This window comes from Actinoplanes solisilvae, assembly GCF_003999975.1.
Classification (GTDB): Bacteria; Actinomycetota; Actinomycetes; order Mycobacteriales; family Micromonosporaceae; genus Actinoplanes; species Actinoplanes solisilvae.
Genome location: NZ_RJAC01000028.1, coordinates 53,697 through 69,012, shown reverse-complemented (window position 1 = coordinate 69,012; position 15,316 = coordinate 53,697). Strand labels below are relative to the sequence as shown.

Here is a 15,316-nt window from a genome sequence, read left to right as displayed (position 1 = left end):
AGTGATCTCGATCAGCGCCAGCCGCGTGGATGCGGGGTGGCTCGGGGGCCGCTGCCTCGGGTGTCGAGCAGGGCGGCGGCGGCCAGGATGTCGGCCAGGGGCTCGAAGTCGTCGGGGATCAGGCCGGCGGTCACGCGGACGTGGTCGGAGTCGAGGGGGGTCACGCAGAACGGGGCCCCGGGGGCGACGGCGATGCCGTGGGCGGCCAGGGCGACCATCGCGATCTGCTGGTCGTCGACGGCCATCCAGAGGTTGATGCCGTCGGCCGCGGTGGCGGTGACGCCGCGGTCGTGCAGCGCCGACAGCAGGGCCGCGCGCCTGGTGGCGTACGCCTGCCGGGCCTTGGCGATCTGGGCGATCGCCGACGGGTCGGTGAGCAGGTCGAGCAGCACGCCCTGCAACAGGCGGCTGGACCAGCCGGGCCCCAGCAGGCGGCGGTCGGCCACCGCGGCGATCACCGAGGACGGACCGCCGATCGCGGCCAGGCGCAGATCGGGGCCGTGACTTTTCGAGAAGCTCGCGACATGCACCGTGCGTGAAGGCAGGTGAGCGCCGAGGCTGACCGGCGGGGCCGTCGCGATGTCGCCCGCATGATCGTCCTCGACCACCAGCACGTCGGGGAAGCCGTCGAGGACGGCGGCCAGAGCAGCAGCACGTGCGGCCGTCATGCTGACCCCGGTCGGGTTGTGCGCCCGCGGCTGCAGGAAGACCGCCACCGCCGGATAATCGGACAGCGCTGAACGCAGCGACTCCGGAAGCAGCCCGTCGGCGTCGAGCGGCACCCCCACGACCGTCGCCCCCACCGTCTGCAGCAGGTCGAGCAGCGGCGGGAAGGCCGGGTTCTCCACCACCACCCGGTCGCCGAACCGCACCACCGAGCCGATCACCCGGTCGATCGCGTCCAGCGCCCCGTCGACCACCGTGAGCTGCTCGGGCGGGAACGGCCACCGCTCGCGCAGCACCGCCTCCAGCCCCGGCAGCACGGGCGCGTCGAGATAGCTGGTCGTCAGCCGCCCGTCCCCCACCCGCCTCAGCGCGTCCGTCAGATCGGGCAAAAGGTCATGATCGGGTACGCCGGTCGACAGATCTCTCGTCACGGCGGTAACCCGGCCCCCGAGTTGCGAATAGCGCCATCGCTGCCGTGGCAGCACCGGCGCGGCCACGAACGTCCCTGAACGCCCCCGCGTCTGGATCGCCCCGGCCCGGGTGAGGCTGCGCCACGCCTCGCTGACCGTCGTCGGGCTCACCCCCAGTTCGCGCGCAACCTCTCGTACGGTCGGCAGCCTGGCCCCGGCCGTCAGCTTTCCGGCGGTCACCAGGCGGCTCACGGCCGCGGCGATGCCCCGGGCGCTGCGGTCCTCGACCGCCCCGGTGATCAGCGCGAGCAAATTACCTCTCCGAAACAGTCCGTTACGTTCTGGCAATTGTCCGCCCGAACGTGTGTCGTTAGTGTCCTACGGCATCTGAAGTCGATATTCAAGCCCTAGCGCAGGGTGTATGACGGGGAGTAGACACACGATCACGGGTGCGTCCACCGCGCCCGAGCAGCGATAGAGATCTATCGGGAGGGTCAGTCATGAGCGACATCATCCGGGCCGCCCTCGTCCAGACCACGTGGACGGGCGACAAGGAATCGATGATCAAGGCACACGAGGACTACGCCCGCGACGCCGCCGCTCAGGGAGCGAAGGTCATCTGCTTCCAGGAGCTCTTCTACGGCCCTTACTTCTGCCAGGTCCAGGACGCCGCGTACTACGAGTACGCCGAGTCGATCCCCGGCCCGACGACCGAGCGCTTCCAGGCCCTCGCCGCCGAGCTGGGCCTGGTCATGGTCCTGCCGATGTACGAGAAGGAGCAGGAGGGCGTCCTCTACAACACGGCCGCCGTCCTCGACGCCGACGGCTCCTACCTCGGCAAGTACCGCAAGCACCACATCCCGCAGGTCAAGGGCTTCTGGGAGAAGTTCTACTTCCGCCCCGGCAACCTCGGCTTCCCCGTCTTCGACACGGCGGTCGGCAAGGTCGGCGTCTACATCTGCTATGACCGGCACTTCCCCGAGGGCTGGCGCGAGCTGGGCCTGGGCGGCGCGCAGATCGTCTTCAACCCGTCGGCCACCAGCCGGGGCCTGTCGAGCTATCTGTGGCAGCTGGAGCAGCCGGCCAGCGCGGTCGCCAACGAATACTTCATCGGCGCCATCAACCGGGTGGGCATCGAGCCGCTGGGCGACGACGACTTCTACGGCCAGAGCTACTTCGTCGACCCCGAGGGCAAATTCGTCGGCGAGGTCGGCGACACCCACGAGCCCGAGCTGATCGTTCGAGACCTCGACCTGAGCCTGCTCAAGACGGTTCGCGAGCGCTGGCAGTTCTACCGCGACCGCCGGCCGGAGGCCTACACGCGGACGGTGGAGCCGTGAGCATCCTGATCAGGGGCGGAACGGTCATCGGCCCGACCGGTGCGTACGAGGCGGACGTCCTCGTCGAGGGCGAGACGATCGCCGCGATCTTCGCGCCCGGCCGCGCTCCGGACGGGCCGGAGATCATCGACGCCACCGGCAAGTACGTCATCCCCGGCGCGGTCGACGCCCACACCCACATGGAGCTGCCCTTCGGCGGCACCGCGGCCAGCGACACCTTCGACACCGGCACCAGGGCGGCCGCGATCGGCGGCACCACCACGATCATCGATTTCGCGGTGCAGCGGTACGGCGAGGTCGTGCAGGACGGGCTGGCCGCGTGGCACGCCAAGGCCGACGGCAACTGCCACATCGACTACGGCTTCCACATGATCCTGGGCGGGGTCGACGACGACGCGCTCAAGGCGATGGACCAGCTCGTCTCCACCGAGGGCATCACGAGTTTCAAGCTCTTCATGGCGTACCCGGGGGTCTTCTACTCCGACGACGGCCAGATCCTGCGGGCCATGCAGAAGGCCCGCGACAACGGCGCCATGATCATGATGCACGCCGAGAACGGCCCGGCCATCGACGTGCTGGTCAAGCAGGCCCTCGAGCGCGGCGAGACCGACCCGATCCACCACGGCCTCACCCGCCCGCAAGAGCTCGAGGCCGAAGCCACCAGCCGGGCCATCTGGCTCGCGAGCGTGGCCGCCGACTGCCCGCTCTACATCGTGCACCTCAGCGCGTCCAAGGCCCTCGAACAGGTGAAGGCCGCTCGCGACCTGGGCCGCAACGTCTTCGCCGAGACCTGCCCGCAATACCTCTACCTGACCCTGGAGGACCAGCTCGGCTCCCCCGGCTTCGAAGGCGCCAAATGGGTCTGCTCGACGCCGCTGCGCAGCAAGCACGAGAGCCACCGCGCCGACCTGTGGCAGGGCCTGCGCACCAACGACCTGTCGGTGGTCTCGACCGACCACTGCCCGTTCTGCATGAAGGACCAGAAGGAGCTCGGCCTGGGCGACTTCTCGAAGATCCCGAACGGCATCGGCAGCGTCGAGCACCGCGTCGACCTGCTCTACCAGGGTGTCGTGGACGGCAAGCTGTCCCTGGCCCGCTGGGTCGAGACGATCGCGACGACGCCGGCCCGCATGTTCGGCCTCTATCCCCGCAAGGGCGTCATCGCGCCCGGCTCGGACGCCGACATCGTGCTCTACGACCCCAACGGCCGCACCCGGATCAGCGTCGACACCCACCACATGAACATGGACCACTCCGCGTGGGAGGGCTGGGAGATCGACGGGAAGGTCGACACCGTGCTGTCCCGGGGCGAGGTGATCAGCCGCAACGGCGACTACACCGGCCGCGCCGGCCGCGGCAAGTACGTCCCCCGCGCTCTTTCCGACTATCTCCTCTAGAACGGGGGCCGGACCCTTGGACATCGGAGTCGTATTACAGAACAACCCACCCGCCCGTACGGTCATCGACCTCGCCAAGCAGGCCGAGGCGCAAGGTTTCAGCCACGTCTGGACCTTCGACTCGCACGTGCTCTGGCAGGAGCCGTTCGTCATCTACTCGAAGATCCTCGACGAGACCGAGCGGGTGATCGTCGGCCCGATGGTCACCAACCCCGGCACCCGCGACTGGACCGTGCTCGCCTCGCTGTTCGCGACCCTCAACGAGATGTACGGCAACCGGACGATCTGCGGCATCGGCCGGGGCGACTCGGCGCTGCGCGTGCTCGGGGCCCAACCCCAGTCCCTCGCACAACTCCGCGAGTCGATCGAGGTGATCCGCGGGCTGGCCAACGGCGAGAAGGTGTCGTTGCGCGGCAGGGAACAACAGCTCGCGTGGGCCCCCGACAGCAGCCTCGAGGTGTGGGTGGCCGCGTACGGGCCGAAGGCTCTGGCCCTGACCGGTGAGGTGGGCGACGGCTACATCCTGCAGCTCGCCGACCCCGACATCGCCGCGTGGATGATCGGCGCGGTGCGGCGGGCGGCCGAGCAGGCGGGCCGCGACCCGATGGCCATCAAGTTCTGCGTGGCCGCGCCGGCCTACGTGGGCGACGACCTGGCCCACCAGCGGGAGCAGACCCGGTGGTTCGGCGGCATGGTCGGCAATCACGTGGCCGACATCGTCGCGCGCTACGGCGGCGACGGCGCGGTCCCGCAGGTGCTGACCGACTACATCAAGGGCCGGGAAGGGTACGACTACGCCGAGCACGGGCGCGCGGGCAACACGCACACCACGTTCGTGCCCGACGAGGTCGTCGACCGGTTCTGCGTGCTCGGCCCGGTCGAGAACCACCTCAAGCGCCTTCAGGAGCTGCGGTCGCTGGGGGTCGACCAGTTCGCGGTCTACCTGCAGCACGACGCCAAGGAGGAGACCCTCCGGGCGTACGGCGAGCACGTCATCCCGGCGATGTCGTGAGAAGAGCCCTCTACGTCCTGATCGGCGTCGCCGTCTGCGCGGTGCTGTGGGAGGGCTACAAGCTCGTCGGCAGCCCCGACGGCGCGGTGCTGCTGGGCGTCCGCGTGCTGCCGCGCGCCGACGACCTGTCCATGCCGCACCTGTGGACGGTGGTGGAACGGCTCGGCCGCCCGGAACTCACGGGCGGCCGCCCGGTCTGGATCGTGGTCGTGAACGCGTGCCTGTTCACGCTGGGCATCACCGCGGCCGGGTTCGCCATCGGGGCGCTCGTCGGGCTGGTGCTGGCGGCGCTCATGCAGCGCTTCCGCATCGTCGAGCGCGGCCTGTTGCCGTACGTGATCCTCTCTCAGACGGTGCCTCTGGTCGCGCTCGCTCCTCTGGTGGCCGGCTGGAACGTACTCTGGCCCGGCTGGATGACGGTTGCGCTGATCGCGGCCTACCTGGCGTTCTTCCCGGTCGCGGTGGGCATGCTGCGCGGGCTGCAGTCGCCCGCGCCGGCCGGCGTCGAGCTGATGCGCAGCTACGCCTCGGGCTGGTGGCGCACGCTGGTCAAACTGCGCTTCCCGGCATCCCTGCCCTACCTCTTCCCGGCGCTGCGCCTGGCCGGGGCGGCGGCGGTGGTCGGCGCCGTCGTCGGCGAGATCTCGACCGGCACCCGGGGCGGCATCGGCCGTCTCATCATCGAATACTCGCGCGAGGCCACCTCGGACCCCGCGAAGGTCTACACCGCGATGCTCGGCGCCGCCCTGCTCGGCCTGCTCGTCGCCGGTCTTGTCAGCCTGCTGGAGCTGCCCCTCATGCGGCACCGCCGGCACGTGGAGGTGGTGACCCTATGAGTGCCGTTGTCGTTTCATCCGTCACGAAAATCTTCAACCAGGGGCGTACGGATGAGGTGGTCGCCCTGTCCGACGTCGACCTCACGGTCGGTGAGGGCGAGTTCGTGTCGCTGATCGGCCCGTCGGGCTGCGGCAAGAGCACGCTGCTGCGCCTGATCGCCGACCTGATCGCGCCCACGACCGGCACGGTCACCGTGGCCGGGAAGTCCGCCGGAACCGCGCGCAAGGAACAGGCGTACGGGATCGCCTTTCAGCAGTCGGGCCTGTTCGAGTGGCGCACCGTGCTCAAGAACGTGGAGCTGCCGCTCGAACTGCGCGGCACCCCGCGCGCCGAACGCAAGGCCCGCGCGGAGGAGATGCTGGCCCTGGTCGGGCTGGCCGACTTCGCCGGGCACTACCCCGCGCAGCTCTCCGGCGGCATGCAGCAGCGCGTCGCGATCGCCCGCGCCCTGGCCGTACAACCGCCGCTGCTGCTCATGGACGAGCCGTTCGGCGCCCTGGACGAGATGACCCGCGAACGTCTGCAGTCCGAGCTGCTCAGCATCTGCGCGAAAACCGGCACGAGCACGGTCTTCGTCACCCACTCGATCTCGGAGGCGGTCTTCCTGTCCGACCGCGTCGTGGTCATGTCGCCGCGGCCCGGTCGCATCACCGCCTCCATCCCGATCGAGCTGCCGTCACGCGACGACGCCGGACGTCAGTCGCCGCTCTACTTCGAGTGCATCACCGCCGTACGCCAGTCGCTGCGCGGCACACCGGCCCGGAGCGTGTCGTGAAGTGGGCCCGCGCGATCGTGCCCCCGCTGGTCTTCGGCGTCGCGGCGATCGCCCTCTGGCAGGTCATCGTCGTCGCCGGCCGGATCGCCCCGTTCATCCTGCCCGCCCCCGCGGCGATCTGGGACGAGCTGGTCGATCAGCGCCGCAACGTCTGGGAGGCGGCCCTGGCCAGCGGCGAGAACGCCCTGATCGGCCTGATCGGCGGCAGCGTCGTGGCGGTGCTGGCCGCGATGGCGTCCAGCCGCTTCCGCCCTCTGGCCGAGGTGTCACTGCCGTTCGCGGCCGTGCTCAACGCGCTGCCGATCATCGCGCTGGCGCCGATCCTCAACAACATGTTCGAGTCCACGAGCAGCCTCCCCCGCCGTCTCGTGGCCGGCATCATCGTCTTCTTTCCGGTCTTCATCAACACCCTGCGCGGGCTGCGCGAGGTCAACCCCATCCATCAAGAGCTCATGCACACGTACGCCGCCAGCGGCTGGACCTTCGCCCGAAAAGTTCGGCTGCCCGGCGCACTGCCCCACGTCTTCACCGGCCTGCGGCAGGCGTCGTCGCTGGCCGTCATCGCCGCGGTGGTCGCCGAATACTTCGGTGGCCTGCAGAACGGTCTCGGCTCGCGCATCACGTCGGCCGCGGCGTTCACCGCCTACCCCCGTGCCTGGGCCTTCGTGGTCGGCGCCTGCCTGCTCGGACTCGCCTTCTATCTCACCACGCTCCTGCTCGAGCGCCTGGCGATGCCGTGGCGCACACGGCTCATCGCCTGAGCCTTTCGATTCGCGTTTTCTCTCTCCTAGGAGGACCTCGATGCGACGACTCCGGATATTTACTGCTATCACTGCAACTTCTGCCCTGCTGTTCGCCGGCTGCGGCACGGCCGACCCGCAGAGCGTCACGCCCGCACCGGGCGGGAGCGGGGGCGCGCTGACCCCCATCAAACTTCAGCTCCAGTGGTTCTATCAGGCCCAGTTCGCGGGCTACATCGCCGCGGTCGACCAGGGCTTCTACAAGGAGCAGGGGCTGGACGTGCAGCTCCTCGAAGGCGGCGTCGACATCGTGCCGCAGACGGTGCTGGCCCAAGGAAAAGCCGACTACGCGGTCGCCTGGGTGCCGAAGGCCCTGGCGTCGCGCGAGCAGGGCGCGGGCATCACGGACGTGGGGCAGATCTTCGGGCGCTCGGGGACCTATCAGGTGGCGTGGAAAGACAGCGGCATCACGAAGGCGGCCGACCTGAAAGGCAAGAAGGTCGGAAACTGGGGCTTCGGCAACGAGTACGAACTGTTCGCCGGCATGACGAAAGCGGGGATCGACCCCAGCAAGGACGTCACGCTGGTCCAGCAGCAGTTCGACATGCAGGCCCTGCTGAAGAAGGAAATCGACGCGGCCCAGGCCATGAGCTACAACGAATACGCCCAACTGCTCGAAGCGAAGAACCCGGCGACGGGCAAGCTCTACACGGCGGACGACTTCAGCATCATCGACTGGAAAGCCGAAGGCTCATCGATGCTGCAGGACGCGGTGTGGGCGAACACCGAGAAGCTGAACGACCCCGGGTATCAGCAACAGACGGTGAAGTTCCTGGTCGGCACCATCAAGGGGTGGGCGTTCTGCCGCGACAACGCGGAGAAGTGCCGTGATCTGGTGGTGGCGAAGGGCTCGAAGCTCGGCAAGAGCCACCAGCTCTGGCAGATGAACGAGGTCAACAAACTGATCTGGCCGGCTACGGGCGGCATCGGCGTGATCGACGACGCCAACTGGAAGCAGACGGTTGACATCTCCCTGACCACCAAGAACCAGACCGGGGACACCGTTCTCAAGAAGGCGCCTGAAGGGTTGGCGTTTACCAACGACTACATCAACCAGGCCATTACTGCGGCCAAGGGAGCTGGGATCGATGTCAACGGGGCCGGGTTCCAGGCTGCTCCTGTGACCCTTACCGAGGGTGGGTCGTAGGCTTTCTTGCGCTTTGACGGCTGAGGCCGGGGTGAAATTCATGGCCAAACAAAAAGCATCTCATTGCCATGAGATTCCACCCCGGCCTCAGCCTTGCATGGTGGCCGGTGACGGCCAGGGAATGGGTCACCCTGGGTCACCCCCGGCTCTGATTGCAACTCAGCCTGAATGATCCCCCGACGGGGCGTAGATCGGCTTCCGCGCTGTGGTCACCGTGGTCTGCACGTCACCTGGGCGGGGCTGGGTGGTGGGTCAAGCAGCCGCACTGTGCCGGTTCGGGCCGGACGCTTCGCGCCCTTCAAGGGGGCATTCTCAAGGGAGCCTGACCTGCGGCCGGCGGCTCGGAGTTCTGGTCGGAGCGCCTGACCAGCGCGTCGCTTACAGAAGTATACTTCCGGGAACTATACTTCTGTGACCTGGGCAACACTGGAGGCCTATCTTGCTGAGCAAGCCGCCGCGGATCTTCGGCCGTGACCGTGAATGGAACGGACTCGCGGCCTTCGCTACCAGGCCCACGGCGGCCACCCAAGGTGGCGCCTCGCTGGGCGTGGTCAGCGGGCGGCGCAGGCAGGGCAAGAGTTTCCTGTTGCAGGCGATCACCGAGGCGGCCGGAGGCATGTACTTCGCGGCCACGGAGGCCACCGAGGCCGAGTCGCTCCGGTTGTTCTCCGAGGCGCTGTCGCGGCATACACGCCAGTTCATCGAGGCGCCTTTCCGGGACTGGAACGACGCCATCGCGCACCTGTTCCGCAGTGTCAGCGATCGGCCGACGGCCGTCGCCATCGACGAGTTCCCGTTTCTGTCCAAGGCTTCGCCGGCGCTGCCGTCGATCATTCAGCGCGAGCTCGGCCCCGGCGGCAGCGGCCGGACGAGTTCCGCGCGGCTGGTGCTGTGCGGGTCAGCGATGTCGGTGATGGGAGGCCTTCTGGCCGGGCAGGCACCGTTGCGCGGCCGGGCCAGCCTCGAGCTCGTCGTTCAGCCGTTTCCGCATCGCGAGTCGGCGGAGTTCTGGGGCATCACCGATCCCCGGCTCGCGGTTCTGGTGAACGCTGTCGTCGGCGGCACCCCCGCCTACCGCTATGAGTTCACCCAGGGAGACACCCCGGCCTCAATCCACGACTTTGACACGTGGGTCGTCCGAACCGTGTTGAATCCGCAGACGCCGCTGTTCCGCGAAGCTCGGTATCTGCTGGCGGAAGAGTCGGCCATCCGTGATCCGGCGCTGTATCACTCGGTGCTGGCCGCGATCGCCGCCGGCAACAACACGAACGGCGGCATCGCCAGTTTCATCGGCCGGAAATCCGACCAGATCACGCACCCGCTCAACGTGCTGGAGGACTGCGCGCTGATAGCCCGCAAACCGGACATGTTCCGGCCGGGTCGATCCCGCTACCGGATAGTGGAGCCGCTGATCACATTCTACGAGGCGATCATGCGTAAGCGCTGGGCCGAACTGGAGATCCATCGAGCTGAGCAGGTCTGGACGTCAACCCGGCAGACATTCCTGACGCAGGTCGTCGGTCCGCATTTCGAGTCGTTGTGCCGCGCCTTCGCCTTGGAGGCGGGCGGCGCTCTCTTCGCCGAGCAGCCGTCCGAGGTCGGATCCGGCACGGTCAACGACCCGGCGAACCGCACGCAAATAGAGATAGACGTGGTCGCGCTGGCCGCGCAACAGTCGAACAGCCCTCGGCGCATCCTGTCGCTGGGCGAGGTCAAGTGGGGCGAGGTCATCGGCCACCATCACCTCGATCGCCTGGCAACCGCCCGCGACCTGCTGCGGCCGAAGGGGTACGACACCGAATCCACGGTGCTGACCCTTTACGGCGGAGCTGGCTTCACCGACGAGCTGATTACCGCCGCCGCAACGGAGGACCGGATCCGTCTCGTCAGCCTCGACCGCCTGTACGCCTGACCGCCACCACGCAGCCACGCAGCCACGCAGCCTTAAGGTCACAGGTCCGGTAGGACAATGTCCAACCGGTTCGGAAGGTATCCGCTCAACCACCACTTCCGGCTCCGGTGGACCTCCGGCCCGGCGTCGCTGACGTGCAGCCGCACCCGAAGTTCGCCCGGCGGAACCGACAGCCAGACCACCGTCTCGTCCGTGGCGTCACCGATCCGCAGGCGTCCGTCGGCGATGTGGAGCGTTCCATCGAAGACGGCCGGCCCCACCGGGTCGTCGGTAGTGGTGGAGGCGATCCGGATGCGGGTTTCACCCCAAGCCGCCGTTCTCCACATTGACGATGACCAGGGCAGGCCAGATCTCCAGCAGAGGATGGTCTTCGCTGTCTCCCGGGTCCTCGCCGACCGCTCCGTCCGCACCGACGTAGAACACGCCCCCACGGATCGGGGAGCTGAACTTTCCGATCAACGGCATGCGCCTAGGTTACTCCGCGACACCCATCCTGGGCGGCGGTAGCCATGCCGGTCTACAGCGGAACCATGCGCGCGGCGAGAGCGACCGCGGTCAGGTCGCCGGCGCGGAGTTTGCCGGCGGCTGCGAAAGCGCCCAGGCTTTCCAGCCGCTGGGCGGTTGACTCGACCAGGTCGGCGTCGCCGGCCAGCAGGCGGCGGGCCACGCGGGCCTGGGTCGGGGTCAGTTCGGCGTAGGCGCACTGGTCCAGCGCCCGGATCGCCGGCTCGTCGAGGGTGCCGGCCAGCGACCGTTCCGCCACGATCGTCAGCAGCCAGGACGGCCACCAGCCGTAGCGTCCGACGGCCAGGCCGGAACGCACCGCGGCCGTCGGGCTCTGGCCCGCGCGCATCAACCGCAGGGCGAGGCTCTTGTCGAAGCGTTCCAGCCGCAGGCCCTCGACGACCACCTTCAGCAGCGGCGCCGTCGGCACGAACCGGGACGCCAGGGCTGTCCCCTCGGCGTATTCGCCCCGTAGGACCAGGCAGAGGGCGTACGCCTCGTCGAGGCCATTTCCGGCCGACGCGCGCTCGTCGAGACGGGCGACCGTGGCCCGCAGCCGATCGACGGCCTGCGCGGAGCGGGAGGACAGTTCGGCCACGGCCGGGCGGCGCAAATGGCGCACGACGGCGTCGGCGGCCAGCTCGGCCTCGCGCCGCAGCAGCCGGGACGTGATCCTGGGGATGATCTCGTCGCTGAGGCCTTCGGCGACCGAGGCCGCGTCGAAGCGGTCGCCGGCGCCGAGAAGCTCGGCCCACCAGGCCGGCGGGTGCCCGATCTCGGCGGTTGTCATGCGGCCTCCTGGGCACCGGGCAGGCGCGGGTTCAGCATGCCGACCTTGACGAGGGTGCGGCTGAGCGGACGGGTGAGTTCGGCGAGCCGTTCACAGCCGGCCTCGCCGAGCGCGTCGTAGGCGGGCTGCGCGAGCCGGTCGGTGGCCGCCTCGACCTCGGCGCGCAGCGAGCGCCCCGCGTCGGTGAACGCGCCGTCGACGTCGAGCAGGCCGCGGGAGCGCAAGGCGTCGACCGCCTCGGCCCACGCCTCCCGGCGCCAGCCCCGGCTGACCCGCAGGAAGCGCTCGTCGGTCTGGCCGGTGGCGACGTGCAGCACCAGGGCCTCGATGCCGCTGATGCCCGCGGCGACCAGTGTCGCCACGTGGCCGTCGCCGCGGAACTCGCGTAGGAGTGTCTGGGCGTGCCAGAGCACGAGGTGGGGCTCGTCGGGCCAGGGCAGCTCGGCGTGCGCGGCGAACAGCGGACGGCCGTACGGCCAGGCGGTCGCGGATTCGGCGGCTTTGCGGGCCAGTTCCGCGGCCTCGACAACAGCCGCGGAGGCGAGGACGTCGGCACCGAGACCGCGGGTCAACGCGGCGTCCACTGCCGACAGACGCGCCGCGATCATCGCCTCGGGGGTGGTCACCTCCCAGGCTGCCGGCAGCGCACGGGCGACGAGGTCGGGGTTGAAGTTGTAGAAGGTGGCGGCCACGACGCCGGGACCGCACGCGCCGAACGCGGCGGCACGGGAGGCGAAGTAGCCGTCCTGCGGGCCGATGCCGAGAGCCCCGTACCGGGAGGGAGCCTCGGGCGCGAAATAGATCATGGCGTGGATCGGCTCGGTCACGCGCCAGGCTCGTCGCTGCGGCGACTCGGTCACTCGCTGTTCCACGGAAGCTCCTCGGGGGTGGAGGTCTCGATCGGGGCGGCCGAGTGGCTCGGCGGCGGGCGGTCGGCGACGGTGTGCCAGGTGCCGGAGCGGCGGGCAGCCGCGCGAACCACCATGTGCACCGGCAGGGGCGGCGGGGTGAAGGGGCCGGCGCCCCACCGTACCCAGATCGCGACCCGCCCGGCGGCCGCCTCGGCGAGCAGCTTGTCGACCGTACGGGGGCGGTCGAGCCGGTCGATCTCGATGGCGATCGGCGGGCCGTCGGGGCGGGCGCAGGCGACGTCGAGCACCGAGTGGCCGCGCAGCGGGGGTGGCAGCGGGAACACGCTGGGTGCGCGACGGTAGACCCGCCAGCCCTGGTGCTCGCCCCACGCGGCGATCGCCTCCAGGATGCGTACGGTGGCCTGGTCGTTGCTGAGCTCGGCGAAGTGCACTGCCTCCAGCCAGCCGGTGAGGGACCGCGCCGTGCGCGTGCCGTCGTCCGCTGTGTCCATCGTCAAACCCTAAGCGCCGCGGCGTTCGAGCGGGCCAGCAGCTCGGTCATCCGCTCGGGTGGCATCGGGCGGGCCAGGTGATAGCCCTGCCCGACGGTGTATCCGAGGTGGCGCAGACGGTCGGCCTGCTCCTGGCTCTCGATGCCCTCGGCCACTGTCTCCAGGCCCAGTGCCCCGGCCAGTTGCACGACCGCGCGGGCCACGGCCTGGCGCGCGTCGGCGGCGGGGGTGCCGGGCGTGTCACATTCGATGCCGTCCACGAATGACTTGTCCAGCTTGATGATCGAGGCCGGGAAGGACCGCAGCAGGCTCAGTGACGACTCGCCGGTCCCGAAATCGTCGAGAGCCAGCCGTACGCCCATCGCGTGCAGCTCGTGCAGGGTGCGCGAGATCTGCTTGCCGCGCAGCACGGCCGACTCGGTCAGCTCGAGCACCAGGCGGTCGGCGGGCAGGCCCGACTCGGCCAGGGCGGCCCGCACGTCGTCGACGAAGTCGGGGTCGTGCAGCTGGCGGGCCGATACGTTCGGCGCGATCCGCAGCACGGATTCGGGGCCGAACTGCGCGATCCACGCGGCGGCCTGGCGGCAGGCCTCGCGCAGCACGAACCGGCCGAGCGGCACGATCAGCCCGGTGGCCTCGGCGGCCGGGATGAACTCGCCCGGCGCGACCTGGCCGCGGGCCGGGTCCTGGCGGCGGACGAGGGCCTCGATGCCCAGCATGCGGCCGGTGTCGAGCTCGATGATCGGCTGGTAGTGCACCCGGAACTCGCCGGCGTCGAGCGCGCTGCGCAGCTCGCCGCCGAGCCGGGCCTGGGCGAGCACCGGCTGCTCCATGCCCTCGGCGTAGCGCACCCGGTTGGCCTTGCCGCGCTGCTTGGCGGCGTACATGGCGATGTCGGCGTGCCGCAGCACGACGTCGAGACCGGTGCCGGGGGCCGCCGACGCGATGCCGACGCTGGCGTGGGTGAGCAGGCGGTGGGCGCCGATCGGCTCTTCGAGCGCTTGCAGGAGCCGGTCCGCGACGGCCTCCCCGGAAGCTGGGCTACCAATACACGAAGCGCCCGGCAGGAGTACGCCGAACTCGTCGCCACCGAGGCGGGCCGCGAGGGCGTCCGGCCCGACCGCGCCGCGCAGGGCATCGGCCACCGCGACCAGCAGCTCGTCGCCGACGTCGTGGCCGAGCGAGTCGTTCACGGTCTTGAAGTCGTCGAGGTCGACCAGCAGCACGGTCGTCCCGCCGGCGGCGATCGCCGCGACGACCCGCTCGCGGAACAGGCCGCGGTTGGCCAGGCCGGTGAGCCCGTCGTGGGTGACCTCGTGACGCAGCCGCTCCTCGGTGCTGTGCTTCTCGCTCATCAGGCGACGGTTCTCGCGGCTGGCCACGAGCTGGCGAACCGCGATCAGGGCGGTGAGCACGACAACGGCGACGATGACGATGCGGTCGGGCCAGGCGAGCCCGTCGCGCAGAACGCCGAGCAGGGCCAGGTCGATGGCGAGCACGGACAGGTAGGGCAGCCACACGTTGGCCCGGCGGGTGCGGGACCCGGCCGATCGCCACTGCTGGTGCGCGGCGCCGGCCGCGAACAGGAAGGCCGCCGGCATGACGACCGCCTGGGCCAGCAGGACGCCCTCGTGGCCGTGTAGGGCGAGCATCGCCACCCCGGCCGCGACGATCGCCGCCGCGGCGATCAGCCGCAGCGCCACCCGGTCGACCGGGCCGCCGCCGATGTACGAGACCTTCACGATGGCGCCGAGGCCGAGCAGGAAGGTCAGGCCGATCAGCGCGACGGACTGAGTGGTCCACCCGCCCGGCGACAGGATCAGAGGCGCCAGGCCATAGCCCCACATCAGGGCACCGCCACCGACGAAGGCGATCGCGCGGTCGACGAGCTGCTTGCGACGCTCAACGCGACCTTGGATGCCGAGCGGCACGCGCCCGACCGCCCACATGGCGACGATCAGGCCCAGACCGGCCGGGGCGGCGGCACCGACCGGCAGCGCGGGCAACTCGGGCGACTGGCGGAAGGCGAGAACGGCCAGCCAGGCGTACGAGATGGTCAGTGCGGCTACGGCGAACAGCAGCAGCCGCCAGAACCGGCGGGCGCCCGGCTGGAGCCGGCCGCCGCGCAGGAGAGCGACGACGGAGCTGATGCCGGCCACCCCGCCGACCGGCATGAAGAGGTACGCGACGGCGTCCGGCCCGGGGCGGGTCAGGAACCAGAGCGCCCCCAGCAGGGTGACGACGGTGGTGGCCAGGACGTATCTCACGGGTGCGCGCTGGACGTTTGCCACCCCGCCAGCATCGGCACCGGCGCGGCCGACCGTAGGAATCCGGTGCGAATCAGCCCCCGCCCGGGGCGCCGG

The 15,316-nt window shown here is 69.9% G+C and carries 15 protein-coding genes; 8 read left to right on the top strand and 7 right to left on the bottom strand.

Going from position 1 to position 15,316, the window contains the following annotated elements; translation table 11 throughout:
* Nucleotides 1-11 precede the first annotated feature (11 nt).
* Nucleotides 12-1,388 carry an aminotransferase class I/II-fold pyridoxal phosphate-dependent enzyme gene (locus EER30_RS40120; protein WP_127506953.1) on the bottom strand — a complete coding sequence of 459 codons (1,377 nt, stop codon included), beginning with the start codon at nucleotides 1,386-1,388 and terminating at the stop codon, nucleotides 12-14.
* Between the two features lie 188 nt (nucleotides 1,389-1,576).
* On the opposite strand from EER30_RS40120, the gene EER30_RS40115 reads away from it, so the two are divergent.
* The 8 genes from EER30_RS40115 to EER30_RS40080 all read left to right on the top strand — a co-directional run bounded on the left by EER30_RS40115 (nucleotide 1,577) and on the right by EER30_RS40080 (nucleotide 10,296).
* Nucleotides 1,577-2,416: a nitrilase-related carbon-nitrogen hydrolase gene (locus tag EER30_RS40115; RefSeq protein WP_127506951.1), complete on the top strand. Its 840-nt coding sequence runs from the start codon at nucleotides 1,577-1,579 to the stop codon at nucleotides 2,414-2,416.
* On the top strand, nucleotides 2,413-3,813 hold the full coding sequence (gene hydA / locus EER30_RS40110) for a dihydropyrimidinase (protein ID WP_127506949.1): 1,401 nt from the start codon (nucleotides 2,413-2,415) through the stop codon (nucleotides 3,811-3,813). The genes EER30_RS40115 and hydA overlap by 4 nt, the downstream gene beginning before the upstream one ends.
* A gap of 16 nt (nucleotides 3,814-3,829) precedes the next feature.
* A complete protein-coding gene (locus EER30_RS40105; RefSeq protein WP_127506946.1) occupies nucleotides 3,830-4,825 on the top strand; it encodes a TIGR03842 family LLM class F420-dependent oxidoreductase in 996 nt (331 codons plus the stop codon).
* On the top strand, nucleotides 4,822-5,661 hold the full coding sequence (locus tag EER30_RS40100; protein ID WP_127506944.1) for an ABC transporter permease: 840 nt from the start codon (nucleotides 4,822-4,824) through the stop codon (nucleotides 5,659-5,661). Before EER30_RS40105 ends, EER30_RS40100 begins: the two co-directional genes overlap by 4 nt.
* Nucleotides 5,658-6,437 (top strand): ABC transporter ATP-binding protein, encoded by a 780-nt coding sequence (locus EER30_RS40095; protein WP_127506942.1) that lies wholly within the window; start codon nucleotides 5,658-5,660, stop codon nucleotides 6,435-6,437. Before EER30_RS40100 ends, EER30_RS40095 begins: the two co-directional genes overlap by 4 nt.
* The gene (locus EER30_RS40090) at nucleotides 6,434-7,198 is read left to right on the top strand and encodes an ABC transporter permease (RefSeq protein ID WP_240670606.1); all 765 of its coding nucleotides are present in this window, start codon (nucleotides 6,434-6,436) and stop codon (nucleotides 7,196-7,198) included. The genes EER30_RS40095 and EER30_RS40090 overlap by 4 nt, the downstream gene beginning before the upstream one ends.
* Before the next feature lie 40 nt (nucleotides 7,199-7,238).
* Entirely contained in the window at nucleotides 7,239-8,384 is a 1,146-nt protein-coding gene (locus tag EER30_RS40085; protein ID WP_127506940.1) for an ABC transporter substrate-binding protein, read from the top strand.
* A 439-nt stretch (nucleotides 8,385-8,823) separates the two neighbouring features.
* The gene (locus EER30_RS40080; protein WP_127506938.1) at nucleotides 8,824-10,296 is read left to right on the top strand and encodes an AAA family ATPase; all 1,473 of its coding nucleotides are present in this window, start codon (nucleotides 8,824-8,826) and stop codon (nucleotides 10,294-10,296) included.
* A 38-nt stretch (nucleotides 10,297-10,334) separates the two neighbouring features.
* Here the strand turns inward: EER30_RS40080 and EER30_RS40075 are convergent, their stop codons facing one another.
* Genes EER30_RS40075 through EER30_RS40055 form a run of 6 tightly spaced genes read right to left on the bottom strand, consistent with a single transcriptional unit; the run spans nucleotide 10,335 to nucleotide 15,220 of the window.
* Entirely contained in the window at nucleotides 10,335-10,556 is a 222-nt protein-coding gene (locus EER30_RS40075; protein WP_127506936.1) for a hypothetical protein, read from the bottom strand.
* Between the two features lie 40 nt (nucleotides 10,557-10,596).
* Nucleotides 10,597-10,761 carry a hypothetical protein gene (locus EER30_RS47615; RefSeq protein WP_164842657.1) on the bottom strand — a complete coding sequence of 55 codons (165 nt, stop codon included), beginning with the start codon at nucleotides 10,759-10,761 and terminating at the stop codon, nucleotides 10,597-10,599.
* A 52-nt stretch (nucleotides 10,762-10,813) separates the two neighbouring features.
* Nucleotides 10,814-11,590 carry a hypothetical protein gene (locus EER30_RS40070; RefSeq protein ID WP_127506934.1) on the bottom strand — a complete coding sequence of 259 codons (777 nt, stop codon included), beginning with the start codon at nucleotides 11,588-11,590 and terminating at the stop codon, nucleotides 10,814-10,816.
* On the bottom strand, nucleotides 11,587-12,462 hold the full coding sequence (locus EER30_RS40065; protein WP_240670605.1) for an SCO6745 family protein: 876 nt from the start codon (nucleotides 12,460-12,462) through the stop codon (nucleotides 11,587-11,589). Before EER30_RS40065 ends, EER30_RS40070 begins: the two co-directional genes overlap by 4 nt.
* A complete protein-coding gene (locus EER30_RS40060; RefSeq protein ID WP_127506932.1) occupies nucleotides 12,447-12,953 on the bottom strand; it encodes a hypothetical protein in 507 nt (168 codons plus the stop codon). Before EER30_RS40060 ends, EER30_RS40065 begins: the two co-directional genes overlap by 16 nt.
* 2 nt (nucleotides 12,954-12,955) lie before the next feature.
* Nucleotides 12,956-15,220, bottom strand: coding sequence for a putative bifunctional diguanylate cyclase/phosphodiesterase (locus EER30_RS40055; RefSeq protein WP_240670604.1), 2,265 nt, complete (start codon nucleotides 15,218-15,220; stop codon nucleotides 12,956-12,958).
* Nucleotides 15,221-15,316 lie beyond the last annotated feature (96 nt).